The 19,686-nt window shown below is 73.1% G+C and carries 10 protein-coding genes and 6 pseudogenes; 11 read left to right on the top strand and 5 right to left on the bottom strand.

Features of this window, described 5'->3' with window-relative positions; genetic code table 11:
* Positions 1–22: 22 nt before the first annotated feature.
* Positions 23–1,417 carry a cystathionine beta-synthase gene (locus ABD794_RS01300; RefSeq protein WP_344960445.1) on the top strand — a complete coding sequence of 465 codons (1,395 nt, stop codon included), beginning with the start codon at positions 23–25 and terminating at the stop codon, positions 1,415–1,417.
* Between the two features lie 740 nt (positions 1,418–2,157).
* On the opposite strand, the gene ABD794_RS01295 is transcribed toward ABD794_RS01300, so the two are convergent.
* Complete coding sequence (locus ABD794_RS01295) at positions 2,158–2,568, bottom strand: hypothetical protein (protein ID WP_344960444.1); 411 nt, start codon at positions 2,566–2,568, stop codon at positions 2,158–2,160.
* 101 nt (positions 2,569–2,669) lie between these two features.
* On the opposite strand from ABD794_RS01295, the gene ABD794_RS01290 reads away from it, so the two are divergent.
* The 3 genes from ABD794_RS01290 to ABD794_RS01280 all read left to right on the top strand — a co-directional run bounded on the left by ABD794_RS01290 (position 2,670) and on the right by ABD794_RS01280 (position 5,984).
* Positions 2,670–4,064 (top strand): acyl-CoA synthetase, encoded by a 1,395-nt coding sequence (locus ABD794_RS01290; RefSeq protein ID WP_344960443.1) that lies wholly within the window; start codon positions 2,670–2,672, stop codon positions 4,062–4,064.
* Positions 4,065–4,125: 61 nt separating this feature from the next.
* Entirely contained in the window at positions 4,126–4,977 is an 852-nt protein-coding gene (locus ABD794_RS01285; protein ID WP_344960442.1) for a MurR/RpiR family transcriptional regulator, read from the top strand.
* A 425-nt stretch (positions 4,978–5,402) separates the two neighbouring features.
* Entirely contained in the window at positions 5,403–5,984 is a 582-nt protein-coding gene (locus ABD794_RS01280) for a hypothetical protein (RefSeq protein WP_344960441.1), read from the top strand.
* Here the strand turns inward: ABD794_RS01280 and ABD794_RS01275 are convergent.
* Positions 5,968–7,326, bottom strand: a complete 1,359-nt coding sequence (locus tag ABD794_RS01275; RefSeq protein ID WP_344960440.1) for a type III PLP-dependent enzyme domain-containing protein — start codon at positions 7,324–7,326, stop codon at positions 5,968–5,970. The genes ABD794_RS01280 and ABD794_RS01275 overlap by 17 nt on opposite strands.
* Before the next feature lie 134 nt (positions 7,327–7,460).
* Between ABD794_RS01275 and hutU the strand changes: the two are divergent.
* The 7 genes and pseudogenes from hutU to ABD794_RS01240 form a co-directional block, all read left to right on the top strand.
* A pseudogene (gene hutU, locus ABD794_RS01270) lies at positions 7,461–9,129 on the top strand (urocanate hydratase).
* A 248-nt stretch (positions 9,130–9,377) separates the two neighbouring features.
* Positions 9,378–10,566 (top strand): annotated as a pseudogene (locus ABD794_RS01265) (allantoate amidohydrolase).
* A pseudogene (locus ABD794_RS01260) lies at positions 10,557–11,899 on the top strand (formimidoylglutamate deiminase). Before ABD794_RS01265 ends, ABD794_RS01260 begins: the two co-directional pseudogenes overlap by 10 nt.
* A 50-nt stretch (positions 11,900–11,949) precedes the next feature.
* Positions 11,950–13,120, top strand: a pseudogene (gene hutI / locus ABD794_RS01255) (imidazolonepropionase).
* Between the two features lie 57 nt (positions 13,121–13,177).
* Positions 13,178–13,615, top strand: a complete 438-nt coding sequence (locus ABD794_RS01250; RefSeq protein ID WP_344960439.1) for an aspartate/glutamate racemase family protein — start codon at positions 13,178–13,180, stop codon at positions 13,613–13,615.
* A gap of 2,626 nt (positions 13,616–16,241) precedes the next feature.
* Positions 16,242–16,673, top strand: a pseudogene (locus tag ABD794_RS01245) (STAS domain-containing protein); the annotation flags it as partial.
* Between the two features lie 332 nt (positions 16,674–17,005).
* Positions 17,006–17,475 (top strand): annotated as a pseudogene (locus ABD794_RS01240) (ATP-binding protein); the annotation flags it as partial.
* A 409-nt stretch (positions 17,476–17,884) separates the two neighbouring features.
* On the opposite strand, the gene ABD794_RS01235 reads toward ABD794_RS01240, so the two are convergent.
* The 3 genes from ABD794_RS01235 to ABD794_RS01225 all read right to left on the bottom strand — a co-directional run bounded on the left by ABD794_RS01235 (position 17,885) and on the right by ABD794_RS01225 (position 19,168).
* The gene (locus ABD794_RS01235; protein ID WP_344960437.1) at positions 17,885–18,436 is read right to left on the bottom strand and encodes a hypothetical protein; all 552 of its coding nucleotides are present in this window, start codon (positions 18,434–18,436) and stop codon (positions 17,885–17,887) included.
* Between the two features lie 305 nt (positions 18,437–18,741).
* Entirely contained in the window at positions 18,742–18,963 is a 222-nt protein-coding gene (locus tag ABD794_RS01230; RefSeq protein WP_344960436.1) for a hypothetical protein, read from the bottom strand.
* Positions 18,964–18,982: 19 nt separating this feature from the next.
* Positions 18,983–19,168, bottom strand: coding sequence for a hypothetical protein (locus ABD794_RS01225; RefSeq protein WP_344960434.1), 186 nt, complete (start codon positions 19,166–19,168; stop codon positions 18,983–18,985).
* Between the last annotated feature and the right edge of the window lie 518 nt (positions 19,169–19,686).

The raw sequence follows: 19,686 nt of genomic DNA, 5'->3' as shown, positions 1-19,686 counted from the left end.
GCCCCCGACCGCGGAGATCACCGTGCAGTATCACGATTCGATGATCGAGCTCATCGGCAACACGCCGCTGGTGAAGCTCAACAGCGTGACCGAAGGCATAAAGGCCACCGTGCTGGCAAAGGTCGAGTACTTCAACCCCGGCGGTTCGGTGAAGGACCGCATCGCCGTGCGGATGATCGAGGCCGCGGAGAAGTCCGGCGAGCTCAAGCCGGGCGGCACGATCGTCGAGCCCACCTCCGGCAACACCGGTGTCGGCCTGGCGATGGTGGCCCAGCAGAAGGGCTACAAGTGCGTCTTCGTGTGCCCCGACAAGGTGTCGCAGGACAAGATCAACGTGCTGCGCGCGTACGGCGCCGAGGTCGTGGTCTGCCCGACCGCCGTCGACCCGGAGCACCCGGACTCCTACTACAACGTCTCCGACCGCCTCGTCCGTGAGATCCCGAACGCCTGGAAGCCGGACCAGTACAGCAACCAGAACAACCCGCTGTCGCACTACTACTCCACCGGCCCCGAGGTCTGGGAGCAGACGGAGGGGAAGATCACCCACTTCGTCGCGGGCGTCGGCACCGGCGGCACGATCAGCGGCACCGGCCGCTATCTGAAGGAGGTCAGCGACGGCCGCGTCAAGGTCGTCGGCTCGGACCCGGAGGGCTCCGTCTACAGCGGCGGCTCCGGCCGTCCGTACCTGATCGAGGGCGTCGGCGAGGACTTCTGGCCGACCGCCTACGACGGCACGGTGACCGACGAGATCATCGCGGTCTCCGACAAGGACGCCTTCCAGATGACCCGCCGCCTCGCCCGCGAGGAGGGCCTGCTCGTCGGCGGCTCCTGCGGCATGGCGGTCGTCAGCGCGCTGCGCCTGGCCGAGCGGCTGACCGAGGACGACGTCGTGGTCGTGCTGCTGCCGGACAGCGGCCGCGGCTACCTGAGCAAGATCTTCAACGACGAGTGGATGGCGGACTACGGCTTCCTGGAGGAGGCCGGCGACGACGCCCGCGTCGCCGACGTGCTGCGCCGCAAGGACGGCGAGCTGCCGTCGCTGGTGCACATGCACCCCGAGGAGACGGTCGGCGAGGCCATCGAGGTGCTGCGCGAGTACGGCGTCTCGCAGATGCCGATCGTCAAGCCGGGCGCCGGGCACCCGGACGTGATGGCCGCCGAGGTCATCGGCTCCGTCGTCGAACGCGAGCTGCTGGACGCGCTGTTCACCAAGCGGGCCTCGCTCTCCGACCCGCTGGAGAAGCACATGTGCGCCCCGCTGCCGCAGGTCGGCTCCGGCGAGCCGGTCGGCGACCTGATGACCGTGCTCGGCGAGGCGGACGCCGCGGTCGTCCTGGTCGAGGGCAAGCCGACCGGTGTGGTGAGCCGTCAGGACCTGCTGGCGTTCCTGGCGGAGGGCAACAACGGCGCGAAGTAGCGCGTGGGTTGAGTTGCCGAGTTGAGGGGACCCGTAAAAGGTACGTATGCGTCACGTGATGGCAGCACGGACTTAACACGGGGCCCCCATAGTGAAGGGGTGCCGCGCGGACGGAGAGCGTCCGGGGCGGTGCCTCGGTGCGACGGCGCGGGATTCTCCGGAGCGGCTCCCGGACTCCGTGATCGCCGTCCGGGCGTGGGGGTGCGTGCGCGTGCGTTCCACGTCCGTCCGTGGGGGTCGCCGCCGTCCCGACTCCGGCCGGTGGGCCGGGGTGCGGCGGCCCCTGCGCGGGGTTTTGCGCCCCCGCCCCGCCCTTTCCCCGTTTCCGCAGGGGCTGCGCCCCTGCGCCACCCGGCGGGTTGCGCTGCCGCGCGGGGGCCGCGCTCCGCGCGGGGGCGGGGGCTGCGCCCCCTGCACCCCTGCGGTCGCCCTCCGGGCGGTGGGGCGGGGCTTCGCCCCTGCGCCCCACCGGGGCTCCGCCCCCTGGACCCCTGAAGCGCCCTCCGGGCGCTGTCCTCAAGCGCCGGACGGGCTGGTTTGTGCGCCCGGGCGCGAATTCAGCCCGTCCGGCGCTTGAGGACGAACGCGGCGCAGCCGCGTTGCCGGGGCGGAGCCACGAGAGAAGGCTGGGTAGGTCCCGGAGAGGGGTCCGGGGCGGAGCCCGCGCCGCAGTGGGGGCCGGGGCCCGCCCCGGGGAAACGGGGAAAGGGCGGGGGTGGGGAGGGAAAACGCAACCGCCGTCAGCGGGCGTCGCGTTCACGCCCCCGCTGCCACGGAAACGTCCGCGTCACCTGCACCACATTCACCCCGACGATCCCCGCCCAGCTGATCACCAGCCCCAACAACCCCGCATTCACCACACCTATCGCCGACAGCGGTATCGCCAGCACCAGCGACACGATCGCGAACCCGAACCGTTCGCCGAACGTGCCGAAGTCCCCGTCCCGCGCCGCGGGCCCGCCCCGCGCCGCCGACATCTGCTGCTCCGCCGCCAGCCGTCGCATCCGCTGGTCCACGGCGCCGTCGACTTTCCGCTCCACCTTCTCCAGGAAGGAGTCGACGAGTTCCGCCTCGTACTCCGACCCCAGCTCCTTGCGGGTCTGCAGGGTCGCGTCGAGTTCCTTCTCGAGGTCTCGGTCATGGCCGGTCATGACGGTAACGGTACGGTCGCTGCGGACCCCGCGTCATGGGGGCCAGCACCCGTATCCGCAGTGGGGCCGCCCCTCCCGCGGCCCCGTGGAAGGAGACGTCCGTGACCGAACCGTCGCAACCGCCGCAACCGCTGCTGTCACCGCCCGCCGGCCCCGTGGCCGACCGGCCGGACGCCCTGTCCGTCGCGGGGCGGACCCTCTCCCGGGAGGACCTGTTCGGCGCCGCCGGCGCCGTCGCGGGGCGGATCGCCGGGGCGTCCTCCGTCGCCGTACGGGCCACGGCGACGGCCGAGACGGTCGCGGCGGTGGTCGGCGGGCTGCTCGCCGGCGTGCCCGTGGTGCCGCTGCCGCCGGACGCCGGGCCGGTGGAGCGGGACCACATCATCGAGGACTCCGGCGCCGAGCTCGTCCTCGGCGCCGCCGGGGACGACGGCGTCGGCCTGCCCGTGGACCTCCGGGAGCGGGCCGCCTGGTCCGGTTCCGAACCGGAGCCGGGGGCAACGGCGTTCGTCCTCTACACCTCCGGCACGACCGGCGCCCCCAAGGGCGTGCTGATACCGCGCGGCGCCGTCGCGGCCGGCCTCGACGGGCTCGCCGAGGCGTGGCAGTGGACCGCCGACGACACGCTGGTCCACGGGCTGCCGCTGTTCCACGTGCACGGCCTGGTCCTCGGCGTGCTGGGCGCGCTGCGCACCGGCTGCCGGCTGGTGCACACCGGGCGGCCCACCCCCGAGGCGTACGCCGCCGCGGGCGGCAGCCTGTACTTCGGCGTGCCGACCGTGTGGTCGCGCGTCGTCCGCGATCCCGCCTCCGCGCGCGCCCTCGCCGGGGCCCGGCTGCTGGTGTCCGGCAGCGCCGCGCTGCCGGCCCCCGTCTTCCGGGACCTGGAGGCGCTCACCGGGCAGCGGCCCGTCGAGCGGTACGGCATGACCGAGACGCTGATCACGGTCGCCGCCCGGGCCGACGGCGAGCGCCGGCCGGGCTGCGTCGGCGTGCCCCTGCCGGGGACGCGGACGCGGTTGGCCGCGGTGGAAGGGGGCGGCGGCATCGGGGAGTTGGAGGTGTCGGGGCCGACGCTCTTCGCCGGCTACCTGAACCGGCCGGAGGCCACCGCCGCGGTGCGCACCGCCGACGGCTGGTTCCGCACCGGCGACATCGCCGCCATCGAGCCCGACGGGACGCACCGCATCGTCGGCCGCGCCTCCACCGACCTCATCAAGTCCGGCGGCTACCGCATCGGGGCGGGCGAGGTGGAGAACGCGCTGCTCGACCACCCCGCCGTCGCCGAGGCCGCCGTCGTGGGCGTGCCGCACGAGGACCTCGGACAGGAGATCGTCGCCTATGTGGTGGCCGACGGGGTCGGCGAGCAGGCACTGATCGACTTCGTCGCCGAGCGGCTGTCCGTCCACAAGCGGCCCCGGCGGGTGCGCTTCCTGGAGGCGTTGCCGCGCAACGCGATGGGCAAGCCCCAGAAGAAGCTGTTGCCGCCGGTGTGAGCCCCGGGCTCCGGGGCTGCATAATTTCATGCAGATTCGGCAGTCGATGAATGGAGGACCGATGGCGGAGATCGGCGGGGCGCCGGAGGCCACTGCGCGGCTGCAGAAGCTCTTCGAGGGCCACCGGCTGACGCCCGCGCAGCGTCGCATCGCCCACTGCATGGTGCGTCGCGCCGCCGACGCGCCCTTCCTCTCCAGCGTGGAGCTGGCGGAGCTCGCCGGGGTCAGCCAGCCGTCGGTGACCCGCTTCGCGGTCGCCCTCGGTTTCGACGGCTATCCGGCGCTCCGCCGCCACCTGCGCGAGGCGGTGCCGGGCGGGCCGGCGGCGGAGACGGGCGCGTACAACGAGTACCAGCAGGCGGTCCACGCCGAGATCGACAACCTGCGGCATCTCGCGTCCCTGCTCGCCGATCCCGCGCCGGTGGCGCGGGCCGGGCGGCTGCTCGCCGCGTCCCGGCCGCTGCCGGTGCTCGGCCTGCGCGCCGCGACCGCCCAGGCAGGCGGTTTCGCCTATTTCGCCCGCAAGGTCCACCCCGACGTACGGCTCCTCGACGAGGGCGGGTCGCTGCTCGTCGACCGCATCGACGGGGCGGTACGGGCCGGGGCGAGCGCCCTGCTCTGCTTCGCGCTGCCGCGGCATCCGCGGGAGGTCGTGGAGGCGCTGGAGTACGCGCGGGGGGCGGGGCTGACGGTCGTCACGGTCGCGGACTCCACGTTCGCGCCGGTGGCGCGGCACAGCGATCTGCTGCTGCCGGCCGCCGTCGGGACGGGGCTGGCCTTCGACACGGCGTGTGCGCCGATGCTGTTGGGGCGGGTGTTGCTGGAGGCGATGTGCGACGCGTTGCCGGATGCGCAGGCGCGGCTGGAGGAGTTCGACGCGAGGGCCGCGGCGCGGGGGTTGTTCGTGGAGTGAGGGTGCCCCGGTCCCGCCCTTTCTCCGTTTCCCGGGGGGACCCCGGACCCCGTCCGCCCTTCGGGCGGAGTCTTCGAGCGCCGGACGGGCTGGAGTTCGGCCCGTCAGCCGCACCGCGATGACGTCGTCGCCCCCGCCGTCCCCGCCTCCGGGGCCCCGCCGAAAACGCTCAGCAGGCCCGTGAGGGCCAAGGCCGCCATCGCCACCACGGCCCGCCGCCGCAACGCCCGCCTGTCCACCGGCATTTCCGCCCCTCCCGCCCGACCCGACGGGGTGAAAGGTAACGCGCCACCGGCTGCGCGCACGTCGTACGGGGGAGCCAAGTCCGGCTTCATACCGAGGTATCACTCATGCGGTTCTCAGTCCCTCCTCAGATTCGCCCGCTACCCTGCGCCTGGAATCAGCCGGTGTGAGGAGGTTTCGGCATGGGACGCGGGGGCTACGCGGTGGCGCGGGTGGCGGTGATCGTGCGGGCTCCGGCCCGCTGGCTGTGGTGGACGGGGGTCCTGGCGGCGGGGATCGGGGCGGCGGTGCCGGGACTGACGGGGCGCCGGATCGGCGTACTGGCCGGGGCGGTGCTGTTCCTCGTGACCGCGACCGCCGCGTTCGCCGCCCGTCGGCGCCGCTACGCGGACCTGGCCCGCGCCGCGTCCCGGGCCGGCAAGTCCGTCTTCCTCCAGGACCGCGCCGTCACCGCCCGCGCCTGGCGCCGCGCCCGCCGCGGGTGGCTGGCGCTCGCCCTCCCCGCGGCCGTGGCCTCCTCGCTCGTCCTCCCGGCCGCCGGCGGCATGGCGCTCGCCGGACTGGGCGTGGGCCTGTGGGCCAAGGCCCGTTGGCTGGGCGGCCTGGAGCGGCGGACCGGCGGCCTGCTGTGGGTGCGCGCGGAGTGGGCGAAGGGCGGCCCGGCGGCCGGGGGAGTGCGCGGGTACCTGACGACGGGGCTCGCGGCGGGCGACGCCGCACCCGGCGGCGCGCGGCGCACGACGGCGGTCAGCGGAGCGCGCTGAGCCCGTCCACATGCGCCCCGCCGCTCTCGGCGACGAGCTCGTCGAGGGTCTGCGGCCGGCGCACGGGCGCGAAGCGCACCCGCCCGTCCTCCTCCGGGCCCGCCAGCCAGCCGTGGATCCCGGGCCGCGGCAGCGCGTTGTACGCGAAGTGGTTGGAGAAGTAGTACGCGCCCGTGTCCAGCAGCGCGACGTGGTCGCCCGCCGCCAGCGGCGGCAGTTCCCGGTCCACGGCGACCAGGTCGCCTGCGAAGCAGCACGGCCCCGCGACGTCCTGCGGCACCGGCTCGCCCGCCTTCGGCAGCCCGCGCCCGTCGTACGCGGCCACCCGCAGCGGCCAGGCACCCGGCGCGAAGACCGTGCGCGTGGCCACCTGCGCGCCCGCGTGCGTCACCGCGATCCGGCGGCCCCCGGCCGACTTGGCGTACTCGACGCGGGCCACCACCATGCCGTTCTTCGCCATCAGCGACCGGCCGAACTCGGTGACCAGCCCGTAGCGCCCGTCGAAGAGGCCCGGCACGGTGGTGGCGAGGAGCCTGGCGTACTCCCCATGGCCGGGGACGGTGTCGTCGGAGGCGAAGTTGACGGGCAGCCCGCCGCCGATGTCCAGGGTGTCGACCTGCCGCCGCCCGGCGACCTCGTTGATCTCCTCGGCCAGTTCGTAGACGATCCGCACGCCCTCGGCCATCAGCTCCAGCGGGCAGCCCTGCGAGCCCACGTGGGCGTGCAGCCGGGTCAGCCACGGCCGCCGCACGTACGCCGCCAGCAGCCAGGCGCGGGCGCCGGGGTCGCGCAGCGCCACCCCGAACTTCGACGTCTCCGTCGCCGTGCTCATCGCCCCGATGGCACCGCCGCCCACCTGCGGGTTGACGCGCACGCCCAACGCGGACGCGGCCGGGCCCGAGGGCGGGACGAGCGCGTCCAGCCGCTCCAGCTCCGCACGGCTGTCCACGTTCACGGCGACGCCCAGCGCCAGCGCCTCGCGCAGCTCCGCGACCGTCTTGGCGGGGGAGTCGAGCACGATCCGGCCGGCGGGCACCCCGGCCGCGCGCGCCAGGGCCAGTTCCCCGGGGCTGGCGACCTCGCAGCCCAGCCCCTCGTCGGCGAGCAGCCGCAGCACGGGGACGAGGGAGGCGGCCTTGGCGGCGAAGGCGTGCAGCACGCCCGCTCCGGCGGCGTGACCGGGGAGCACCTCCGCGAACGCCTGCCGCAGCGCGGCGGCCGACGCGCGGATGCCGGCCACGTCGAGCAGCCCGACGACCGGCTCCCGCTCGTCCACCAGGCCCTGTGTCACCGCCGCGCGTACGGCGGCGTCCCGCCGCGCGGCCCGGTCCGTACTGTCCATGCGGCTACTTCACCACCGTCGTGACGGGTATGCCACAGGTGTGCACCGGAGAGCGCGCACAGCTGTTGACTAGGGCTATTCAGCGCCGCAGTATGTGCAGTGTTCTATTCAGACGTGTCTGGGAGGCAGGGCCCATGTCAGGACCGCGACCCGTGCGAGCGCCGCGAGGAACCGGGCTCAGCGCCCTGGGGTGGCAGCAGGAGGCCGCCCTGCGGATGCTGCAGAACAACCTCGACCCCGAGGTCGCCGAGCACCCCGACAAGCTCGTCGTCTACGGCGGCACGGGCAAGGCGGCCCGCGACTGGCGGTCCTTCGACGCGATGGCCCGCACCCTGCGGACGCTCAAGCAGGACGAGACCATGCTCGTCCAGTCCGGCCGCCCGGTCGGCGTCATGCAGACGCACGAGTGGGCGCCGCGCGTCCTGATCGCCAACTCCAATCTCGTCGGCGACTGGGCCAATTGGGAGGAGTTCCGCCGGCTGGAGGCCCTCGGGCTCACCATGTACGGCCAGATGACCGCCGGTTCCTGGATCTACATCGGCACCCAGGGCATCCTCCAGGGCACCTACGAGACGTTCTCCGCGGTCGCCGCGAAGAAGTTCGGCGGCACCCTGGCCGGGACGATCACGCTGACCGCCGGGCTCGGCGGGATGGGCGGCGCCCAGCCGCTCGCCGTCACCATGAACGACGGCGTCGCGCTCTGCATCGACTGCGACCCGCGCGCGATCGACCGCCGCATCGAGCACCGCTACCTGGACGTGCGCGCCGACTCGCTGGAGCACGCCCTCCAGCTCGCCGTCGAGGCGCGCGACGCCCCGCCGTCCGCTCTCCATCGGCGTCCTCGGCAACGCGGCCGAACTCGTCCCGCAGCTCCTGGCGATGAAACGCGCCGATCGACATCGTCACCGACCAGACGTCCGCCCACGACCCCCTGGCGTACCTGCCGCTGGGCGTCGACTTCGACGACATGGCCTCGTACGCGGCCGAGAAGCCGGCCGACTTCACCGTCCGGGCGCGCGAGTCGATGGCCAAGCACGTGGAGGCCATGGTCGGCTTCCAGGACGCGGGCGCCGAGGTCTTCGACTACGGCAACTCCATCCGCGGCGAGGCCCAACTGGCGGGCTACACCCGGGCCTTCGACTTCCCCGGCTTCGTCCCGGCCTACATCCGGCCGCTGTTCTGCGAGGGCAAGGGCCCCTTCCGCTGGGCCGCCCTCTCCGGAGACCCCAAGGACATCGCCGCCACCGACCGGGCCATCCTCGACCTCTTCCCCGAGAACGAGTCCCTCGCCCGCTGGATCAAGATGGCCGGCGAACGCGTCCACTTCCAGGGCCTGCCCGCGCGCATCTGCTGGCTCGGCTACGGCGAGCGGGACCGGGCGGCGCGAGCGCTTCAACGACATGGTGGCGAGCGGCGAACTGTCCGCGCCGGTCGTCATCGGGCGCGACCACCTCGACTGCGGCTCGGTCGCCTCGCCGTACCGCGAGACGGAGGCGATGCTCGACGGATCCGACGCGATCGCGGACTGGCCGCTGCTGAACGCCATGGTGAACGTGGCGTCCGGCGCGTCGTGGGTGTCGATCCACCACGGCGGCGGCGTCGGCATGGGCCGCTCCATCCACGCGGGGCAGGTCACGGTCGCCGACGGCACGGCGCCTCGCGGGCGAGAAGATCCGGCGGGTGCTGACGAACGACCCGGGGATGGGGGTCATCCGGCACGTGGACGCGGGTTACGACATCGCGGAGTCGGTCGCGACCGACCGGGGCGTCCGCATTCCCATGCGGGAGGGGGAGGGCAAGTGACGGACGACGGCCGCCGCGTGGTGGGCAGTCGTTCCGCAGGGCGGAACGGGTGGGCACCACGCGACCACCGGGCCGCACCTGGCGACGATGCCGTCGGCACGGCGGCGTCCGTAGCAGGGGGCGAGGCACCGTCGCCGTCTGCGGCGCCGTTGGTGCCCACCCTCCCCCAGCCTCCGGCCGGGGGTGCCCCCATCGCCCAAGCGGAACGACTGCCCACCAACGGCAACGGCGGGCCCTCGTTCCACGAGATGTGGCGCGACCTCGCGCCGATCGGGCGGGCGCCCGAGAGCGGCGGATACCGCCGCTTCGCCTGGACGGGAGCCGACGCCGACTGCCGGGAGTGGTTCCGGGCGCAGGCCGAGACCCGCGGGCTCACTTACGAGGTGGGACCGGAACGGGAACCAGTGGGCCTGGCTGGGGGACCCGGCCGCCGGGGACGCCGTCGTCACCGGCTCCCACCTGGACTCCGTCCCGGACGGCGGCGCCTTCGACGGCCCGCTCGGCGTCGTCTCCTCCTTCGCCGCCCTCGACGAGCTCCGCGCCCGCGGCGCCCGCCCCGCCCGCCCCCTCGCCGTCGTCAACTTCGGCGACGAGGAGGGGGCCCGCTTCGGGCTCGCCTGCGTCGGCTCCCGGCTCACCGCCGGGCAGCTCTCCGTGGGCAAGGCCCATGAACTCCGCGACGCCGACGGCGTCCCGCTGCCGCAGGCCATGGAGCGCGCCGGGTACGACCCCGAGGCCATCGGGCCCGACCCCGAACGCCTCGCCCGCATCGGCGCGTTCGTGGAGCTCCACGTGGAGCAGGGCCGCGCCCTGGCGGAGACGCCGCACCCCGTCGGCGTCGCCTCCGCCATCTGGCCGCACGGGCGCTGGCGGTTCGACTTCCACGGCGAGGCCAACCACGCGGGCACCACCCGCATCGAGGACCGCCGGGACCCGATGCTCACCTACGCCAACACCGTGCTGGCCGCCCGCAAGAAGGCCCGCCTCGCCGGCGCCCTCGCCACCTTCGGCAAGGTCGGCGTCGAGCCCAACGGCGTCAACGCCATCGCCTCCCTGGTCCGCGGCTGGCTGGACTCCCGCGCCGCCGACGAGGAGACCCTCGCCGAGGTGGTCGCCGAGATCGAGCGCGCCGCCGTCGACCGCGGCCGCCGCGACGGCGTCGAGGTGCGCGTCACCCGCGAGTCGTTCACCCCCGTCGTCGAGTTCGCCCACGACCTGCGCGACCGGCTCGCCGGACTGCTCGGCGGCGTCCCCGTCCTGCCCACCGGGGCCGGACACGACGCCGGAATCCTCTCCGCGAGCGTCCCGACCGCCATGCTGTTCGTACGCAACCCCACCGGCGTCTCCCACTCGCCGGCCGAGACGGCCGCCGAGGACGACTGCGTCGCCGGGGTGACCGCACTCGCCGACGTACTGGAGGGCCTCGCGTGCCGGTGACCACGACCTACTGGGCGGAGCACGCCTGGCTCGGCGACCGCGTCGAGCCGGGCGTGGCCATCGACGTGGCGGATGGCGTGATCACGGCCGTCCGCACGGGCGTCGCCACGCCCCCGCCGGGCGCGGAGACCCTGCGAGGGCTGACGCTCCCCGGGCTCGCGAACGCCCACTCCCATGCCTTCCACCGGGCCCTGCGCGGCACCGTCCAGGCCGGCGAGGGCACGTTCTGGACCTGGCGCGACGTGATGTACGGCGTCGCCGACCGGCTCACCCCCGAGAGCTACTTCGCCCTCGCCCGCGCCGCCTACGCCGAGATGGCGCTCGCGGGCATCACCTGCGTCGGCGAGTTCCACTACCTCCACCACGCCCCGGGCGGCACGCCCCTACGACGGGCCCAACGCCATGGGCGAGGCCCTGATCGCCGCCGCCGGCGAAGCCGGCATCCGCATCACCCTCCTCGACACCGCCTACCTCTCCTCCGGATTCGGCGAACCGCCCAGCCGGCACCAGCGCCGGTTCTCCGACGGCACCGCCGATGCCTGGGCCGAGCGGGCCGCCGGGCTCAAGCCGACCGGCCACGCCCGGATCGGCGCCGCCGTCCACTCCGTGCGCGCCGTCCCCGCCGCGCAGTTGGCGACCGTCGCCGCCTGGGCCGAGGAGCGCGAGGCCCCGCTGCACGTCCACCTCTCGGAGCAGACCGCCGAGAACGACGCCTGCGTCGAGGCGTACGGCTTCACGCCCCACCACGCTGCTGTCGGACCACGGCGTGCTGGGCCCGCGCACCACGGCCGTCCACGCCACCCACCTCACCCCCGGCGACATCCGGCTGCTCGGCGGCTCGGCCACGGGGGTGTGCATGTGCCCCACCACCGAGCGCGACCTCGCCGACGGCATCGGACCCGCCCGCGCGCTCCAGGACGCCGGCTCGCCGCTCTCCCTCGGCAGCGACAGCCACGCGGTGATCGACCTCCTGGAGGAGGCCCGCGCCATGGAGCTGGACGAGCGGCTGCGCACCCACCGCCGGGGCAACTGGACGGCCGCGCAGCTGCTGGGCGCCGCCACCGCCGACGGCCACGCCGCCCTCGGCTGGCACGAGGCCGGCCGGATCGAGGCGGGCGCCCTCGCGGACCTCACCACCGTGGCGCTGGACTCCGTCCGCACCGCGGGGCCCGGCCCCGAACTGGCCGCCGAGACGGCCGTATTCGCGGCCACGGCCGCTGACGTACGGCATGTGGTGACCGGCGGGCGGCAGATCGTCCGCGACGGGCGGCACCTGCTCGTACCGGACGTGCCCCGCGCGCTCGCCGAGTCCATCGCGGCGCTGCGGCGCTGACGGAGCCCCGACAGAAGGCCATCCACCCCGTGAAGGACAGCCACACCCCCATGACCACGACGGCCATCACCCACATCGGCAGTCTCGTCACCAACGACACCTCCCTCGGCACGGGTCCCCTCGGCCTGCTCCAGGACGCGACGGTCGTCATCGACGGCGACCGCGTCGTCTGGGTCGGCGAGACCAGCAAAGCACCCGCCACTGACAACGCCGTCGACGCCGGCGGCCGCGCGGTCCTGCCCGGCTTCGTCGACTCGCACTCCCACCTGGTCTTCGCCGGCGACCGCACCGCCGAGTTCAACGCCCGCATGTCCGGCCGGAGCTACAGCGCCGGCGGCATCCGCACCACCGTCGCCGCCACCCGCGCCGCGACCGACGCCGAGCTGGAGGCGAACCTCCGCCGCTATCTGGACGAGGCGCTGCGCCAGGGCACCACCACCCTGGAGACCAAGTCCGGCTACGGGCTGAGCACCCACGACGAGGCCCGCGCCCTGCGCATCGCCGCCGCCCACACCGACGAGGTCACCTACCTCGGCGCCCACGTCGTGGCCCCCGAGTACGCGGACGACCCCGACGGCTACGTCGCCCTGGTCACCGGCGAGATGCTGGACGCCTGCGCCCCGCACGCCCGTTGGTGGGACGTCTTCTGCGAGAAGGGCGCCTTCGACGGCGACCAGTCCCGCGCGGTCCTGGAGGCGGGCCTCGCCAAGGGGCTCCAGGCGCGCGTCCACGCCAACCAGCTCGGCCACGGGCCCGGCGTCCGGCTCGCCGTGGAGCTCGGCGCCGCCTCCGCCGACCACTGCACCCATCTGACCGACGCGGACGTCGACGCCCTCGCCCAGGGCTCCACCGTCGCCACGCTGCTGCCCGGCGCGGAGTTCTCCACCCGCGCCCCGTGGCCCGACGCGCGCCGCCTGCTCGACGCGGGCGTCACCGTCGCGCTCTCCACGGACTGCAACCCGGGCTCGTCCTTCACCAGTTCCGTGCCGTTCTGCATCGCGCTGGCCGTACGGGACATGGGGGATGACCCCCGACGAGGCCGTCCGGGCCGCCACGGCCGGCGGAGCGGCGGCCCTGCGCCGCACCGACGTCGGCCGGATCGCCCCCGGCGCCCGCGCCGACCTCGTCCTCCTCGACGCGCCCTCGCACGTCCACCTCGCCTACCGGCCGGGTGTGCCGCTGGTGTCGGCGGTCTGGAAGGGCGGCGTCCGCGCGGTGTGACCAGGGCCGCCCCGTAAGTCCGTTGTGCCGGGGCCGCCGTGCGGCGAAAGTGATCCGATGAAGACGATCGGATTGCTGGGCGGCATGAGCTGGGAGTCCACCGCCGAGTACTACCGCCTGCTGAACCGGCTGACCCGCGAGCGGCTCGGCGGCCTCCACTCCGCCAGATGCGTGCTGTACTCCGTGGACTTCGCGGAGATCGAGCGGCTCCAGGTCGCCGGCCGCTGGCAGGAGGCGGGGGAGATCCTCGCCGACGCCGCGAAGGCGCTGGAGGCGGCGGGGGCGGAGCTGCTGCTCCTCTGCACCAACACACCATGCACAAGGTCGCGGACCAGGTGGCCGCCGCGACCTCCGTCCCCCTGCTGCACCTCGCGGACGCGACCGGCCGCCGCGGTCCGTGCGGCGGGGGCGCGCAAGGTCGCCCTGCTGGGCACCGCGTTCACTGATGGAGCAGGCCTTCTACAAGGACCGCCTCGCGCGGCCGGGCGAGCCTGACGAGCGTACTAGGGTCCGGGACGAGGAGCCGGCGGACGACCGGCACCGGGTCATACTACGAGGAGTGTGCGCGGGGAGGACCGTCCGAGAGGAGCTTCGCGGCGATTTGGGGTGGGTGGTGTGTGTGTCATGGGAGTGGCGCAAGCGCGCGCTACCGGGAGGATATCGCAAGCGTCTAGCGTCCGCCGACCGGTCGCGGAGGGTGTGGTGCCTGGCTTGCGCCACCGCAGATCGAGCTCCTCAGTGGGCGAGGGGACAGCCGGTGACCTGTCGGCTACTTTCCCCACACGCGCGGACTGCACTGCGGAGGCGCTGGCGGCGCGTGGAGGTAGGGCGCTGCGGGGACGGCCGGACTGCAGGCGCCTCAGCGATCGCTCCGTCCACGGCCAGGCGCACGAGCCCCATGAGGAAACAGCGCGCCGCCGAGGACATCAACACCACGCCGACCTTGGCCGGTTCGACGGCCGGATCTCGGACGTCGGCGGCGTACAGCTTGAGCGCCGCTCCGACGGCGAGGTGACCACTCCTTCGGGAGTTTGACCCGACGCCACGGTTCATTTCTCCTCCCTTCCGCTCCGTCGGCATCAGCCTAGGAAGGGGGGAGGGGCGCGCGTCGGCCCGCGGAGGATGTGCCGCTGCATCGTCGGCGGGACCGTGGGCCGTTGTGCAGGGGGTGTCGTGTGCGGGCTTCGCCCGCTCTTGTGCGTCGGGGCGTCGGGTGGTCCCTCGCGGTGCCGGACGGGCTGGATGGCCCCGGTTTCCGCCTTTCTCCGTTTCCCGCGGGGACCCCGGCCCCCGCTCCGCCCTTCGGGCGCGTGGAGCGGGGCTCTGCCCCTGCACCGGCGGGGGCTCCGCCCCCTGCGCCCCTGTGTGGGTCCCGGAGCTTCGGGCGGGGGGCTCGCCCTGCGCCATATGGCGCTGTCCTGTACCTCGGCGGGGCCCTACGCGTGCAGACCTCGGTACTTCGCGGGGGCTTTGCCCAGCCCCCGCGGGCGCTTTCCTGCACCTCGGCGGGGGCTTCGTCAATGCCTGCGGGCTGTAGTGCCTGCGGGGCTGTCCGCACCTCGTGGGGGTTCTGCCCTGAACCCGGCGGGGCTTGTGCCTCCCGAGCCCGGCCCGGGCTCGGGTCCCGCACCCCACGCGGGTCCTGCCCCCAACGGCCGCACCACCAGGCAGCTTCGCGCTGCAAACCCCGGCCGGAGCGCCGCCCGAACCCGGCGGGGCTCCGCTCCCGTGCGCCTCAACGGGCTGTTTCGCCTGGCAGCCGGGGGCCGCACCCCCACTTCGGCGAGGCCGCGCTCCGCCACCTCCCGGCCCATCCCGCCGCGCGGAGAGCGCCAAGAGCGACCGGCGCCCGGCGGGCCGTCGCGCGCGGCGACAGTGACCGGCCGGTCACTCGTGTCCGAGCAACCCCCGGCGCAGCCGCCACCAGCGTGCGCGGACAGGCAGGTGGCACACGTGCATCTGCGAGATGCCGAGCTCGTCGCCGATCTCCGATCGGGTCATGTTGGCGACGCAACCGCAGGGAGAGGATCTCCGGTCGCGCGGCGCGAGTTCGGCGATCAGCGGCCTTCAAACGGACTCGACGTGTAACTCGACGCCTTCGAGGTCGTGGTCCCTCGTAGCCGATTAGCGCTGCGCACGCGCCGTCCCGTCGCCGCCGTCGTCGGCCTCTGAGCGTGCGTACGCAGATCCAGGAGCTGGCCGTAGTACGCGTATAGCGCTCGTCGCCCCAACTCATAGCGCCCTGCGACTGACCTCGTCTACTGGGAGATAGCCGCAGAGCGTGCGGCTGCGCGAGTTCCACTCGACGAGGTGCGGCCGAGAGCGCGTCCAGGCGCTGTGGCGCGAGCTCTAGTCGCCGCGCCTTAGGCGAGCGCAGGCGGAGCTCTGGAGCGTGCTTGCGGGACGCGCGCGCACCGGACCATGCTCGGCTCAGCCGCAGAAGCGCTGGATCTCGCCGATGACGGTCGGACCATCGCCGATAGGTAACGGCGAATCTCGACCGCGGCATGAGCTCGAAGCGGATCGAATGGCCTTGATGGAGCGCGACTGGTGCCGACCTGCCGATCGAGTCTCCATCGTTCGCTGCGGGTGCTGAGAAACCGGAGGACGGCGAACCTGACCAGCGACCAGCCCGATTCAGTTCGACGAGGGTGTTGCGCACGCGTAGTGGCCTACTCGTGCGTCCCTTCTCGTGAGCGATTCCAGGCGACGCGAATAGAGGGTACTTGACAGGTGCGCCCGGCGCGTACGAGACGCGGTTACCACCTCGTCGTAGCGGAGGGATGGTCCGGCGAGCGAGTCGGCCAGAAGCGTAGCGAATGGTGCCGACGAGGCGCGTCTCCGGGGCCCTCAGCGGAGATGGCGTGACCGCAGCAGACGGCGTGCCTCCAGAGCGGAGGCGGGCTCCCGACACATAGGAGGGGGGACGCGCCGGTTGTCGAGCCGGCGTGACGGTGGGACAGGTCTCTCCATGCGTCTCATCGGACATTATGGCCGCCTGTAGCATGAGCTCGTGCTGCGGTTTGCGGCGCCTCCGAGGCACGCCGAGTCGTCGGGCGGTGTACAGCACTACTAGCCGCTATACCGAGTCTTCTACCTACGGCCTTGAGCAAGTCTGCGAATGTCTGACATAACTAGTCCGCAAATGCCTCGGAAGTATGACTTTCGGCGCCGTATGGAACGCGTACGTGGTTGCCGCACTGTCCTCAGCGGGCATGGACCACGCCACGGCGCGACACCTACGGAGGGTAGCGCGATGAGAAGCGTGACGCATACCATTAGGGAAAAAGTAGTCAGGCGTTCTGTGAAGCGCGGCACCCGCGTTGCGCGTAAGAGAGCTGTCCGCCGGCACGGTCGCCAGCGCTCCGTCGTGATCACCGAGCAGGTGAGCTCGATCACTCATCACGAGCCGAACTGCTCCGCCGCAACCTCCCCTATCGAAAACTGCGCCGCGGAGCCCGGTGCACGCGTCGTGGTCGACTGCTCACAGCTCGAGTTCTGCGACTCCACCGGACTCAACGTCCTGCTCGGCGCCACGGCTGAAGGCCGAGGCCACGCGGCGGGGCCGTGCACCTGGCGGCGATGCGCCCCCATGGTGGCCCGGGTCTTCGAGATCACCGCGGGCGGCGCGGTCTTCGTCGTCCACGGCACGCTCGACGCCGCGCTGCCGAGTAGCGGCCGTCCGGCCCCCACCCGCCCTGCCACGCGAGCCGCGTCACAGGTGTACCGCGGCGCACGGCCGGGCAGGAGCCCAGCTGAATCCGCCCGCACGGGCGGACCGATTCCCTTTTCCCAGTTCTCTATCGCGATCATCGGTAGAGGTGAAGCCGCTGATGCAAGCACCACCGGCCGTCCCCGGCCGGACGCCGGCGCGAGCCCGGCCCGGATGGCGCACGGTTCCGCCGCGGCCCTGGCCCCCACCGGGCAGGACGGGGCCGTCTCCGCAGGCTCCGCCTCGTCGGCGTCGGCGGCGCGGCTCCCCATGTCGCTGCGACTTCACCCGCCGGGCCCTCACCCAGACTGGGGCTGCGCTGCCGGCGCTCACCGCCGCACCACCGCGCCGCCGCCGAGGACGTCCTGCTCGTCGTCTCCGAACTGGTCACCAACGCCTGCCTGCACGCCGGCGGCCCGGAGGAGCTGCTCGATGACCCGGGGGACGAAGGTGCTGCGCCTGGAGGTCTCCGACCTCGGCGCCGGCGAGCCCTCCCCCGCACCCACCGCACCGCGCGGGCCGCCGCCGGGCGGCCACGGCATGTTCCACTCGTCCAGCGGCTCTGTCTCGACTGGGGGGTCGTCGCGCCACGAGGGAGGCGTCGCCAAAGACCGTCTGGGCGGAGCTGGCGGCCCCGGGATAGGCCGCGCGCGGGAACGGGGCACCCGGCGACCACCGCGGCCCCGCGAGAACGGCGGAGAGCAGCAGAGAACGGCGGAGAAACGCCGGAGGGCCCCCCGGCGCACCATTGCGGCGCGGGGGCCGCTCCCCGCTCCGTGGGCCGTCGTCCCGTCAGTGGACGTCGCCCCATCAGCGCCCTCGATCTTCTTGCGGGACGTCCAGACCGCCACACCCGCCAGGCGCCGCGACGGCCCGCCTCGCCGAGGATGACCCCGAAGCCGTTGAGGTCCACGCCCGCCGTCGCCATCAGGGTCATGACGCAGTCGCCCGCGGAATGACCGCGAGGAACCAGACGCACCATCATCTGGTGGCGTACTTCTTCGGCGCCATCTCTCGTGGTCAGCGACAGACCCACGGGGGACAGGCAGAGTTCACCGAAGCGTCTGCAGCATGTAGATCACGATCAGCCACATCGGGCTGACGGTGGTGCCGCCCGTCGCCATCTTCATGGGGATGGCGAACAGCACGAAGGAGGCGCCGGCCAGCAGCATCAGCCGCGGAGCAACTTCACCGTGGAGCTGGGCTCGCGGCCCTTGCGGTGCCAGCTGTGACCCACATACGCGCGAAGACCGGGGCGATGAGCAGGACCCAGGCGGAGTTGATACGACTGGAAACCAGGTGGACGCGGAAGTGATGCCGAAGACGTTGTCCGTGGTCTTCTCTCTCGGCGATAGGTCGACATCGTCGAACCGGCCTGGTCGAAGATGCCCCAGAACACGGCGGCGGCGACGAAGAACCAGATGTAGCCGGTGACCTTGGTTCTGCTCCTCCGACGTCAGCTCCTTGTCCCGCTTGATGCGCGGGCCAGGACGAAGATCGGGACGACCCAGGCCGATCAGGGCGATCGCGCGACCAGGGCCCAGTTTGATCGTGAAGTGACCGGTGCCGACCACGACGCCGTAGAAGATCCCGGCGATGACCAAGCCAGATCAGGCCCTTGAGCAGCAGGAGTGCGCTCGGCGGGCGACAGCGGCATCGGACGGTGCTGCCTTCTTGGGAGTCAGCCAGCGGGTGCCGATGGGAACGCCACAAGGCCCAGGCCCATGCCGACCGCGGCGAGGGTGAAGCCACAGGTGCAGCTGACCTGCTGGCGCGACGGTGCGATCCACCAGCGCGGGCGCCGAGGCCACCGAGGTTGATACCGATGTAGAAGAGCGTTGAAGCCGCCGTCGCGCGCGGGTCCTTGGGCCGTTGTAGAGGTGGCCGACCATCGTCTGAGATGTTGACTTCAGCAGACCCGAGCCGATCGCCACCAGTGCCACCGCGAAGAGGTGGGCCTTGTGCCGGGCAGCGCGAGCAGCAGGTGGCCGCACATGATCACGCCGGCCGCGATGGCCACGTCTTGCGCGGGCCCCACACCCGGTCGCCTGACCAGCCGCCGGGGCATGGCCAGCAGGTAGACCATCGCCACGTACACCGAGTAGATGGCCAGCGACGTGGACTCCGGCAATGGCAGACCGCCGCCCTGGCTACCGGACTTGGCGTCCGGGCCCGCCGGAGATCAGGTAGAGGACGAGAAGGGCGCGCATTCCGTAGTAGGAGAAGCGCTCCCACATCTCGTCACGGAAGAGGGGGCCAGGCCGAGGGGGTGGCCGAAGAGGGTCTTGCCAGCCGGAGACCGGGGTGTTGTCCCGGGCCGGTTGATCCTTCGTCACGGCTGGACGCCATGTGGTCGACCTGGGTTCCGAGACGCGGGTGGAGAGCTGCTGCGCGCCCGTATGGGGGTTGGCCGGCACCGGTTACGGCACCGCTCGCCCCCACGCCCTTGGGGTTCGCCTCTCTCTGGGGAGAGCCGGCAGAGCGGCCGTACTCCGGGATCCACGCCCCCGCGCTCCTTCGCGCGACGGACCCCGGCCGTCAGGTCATTCACTGGGACGAACGGGACCAGGCAGCGATCGGGTTCCGGGCCCGTGCACACGCGGGACCTCCGGCGTTACCGTCGTGCCGAAGAGTCCCCCATTGGTGCCAAGACTTCCGGTAACCATACGTCACACCCCGCCCCGGTTTGGAGGGGGTTGAGACGTGGATCACAGTGATATACGGAACCATTCGCGCCGGTTCAGGAGTGGTAGAAGGGTCGGCAATCCGTTGCCGCCCGTGCTCCGGAGTGCGCTCTGACGTGCGCCCGAGCGGACTACCATCACCTCCATGACCCGAGTACTGCTCGCCGAGG

Source organism: Streptomyces thioluteus (assembly GCF_039535865.1).
This window is presented reverse-complemented; position numbering and strand designations above follow the sequence as displayed.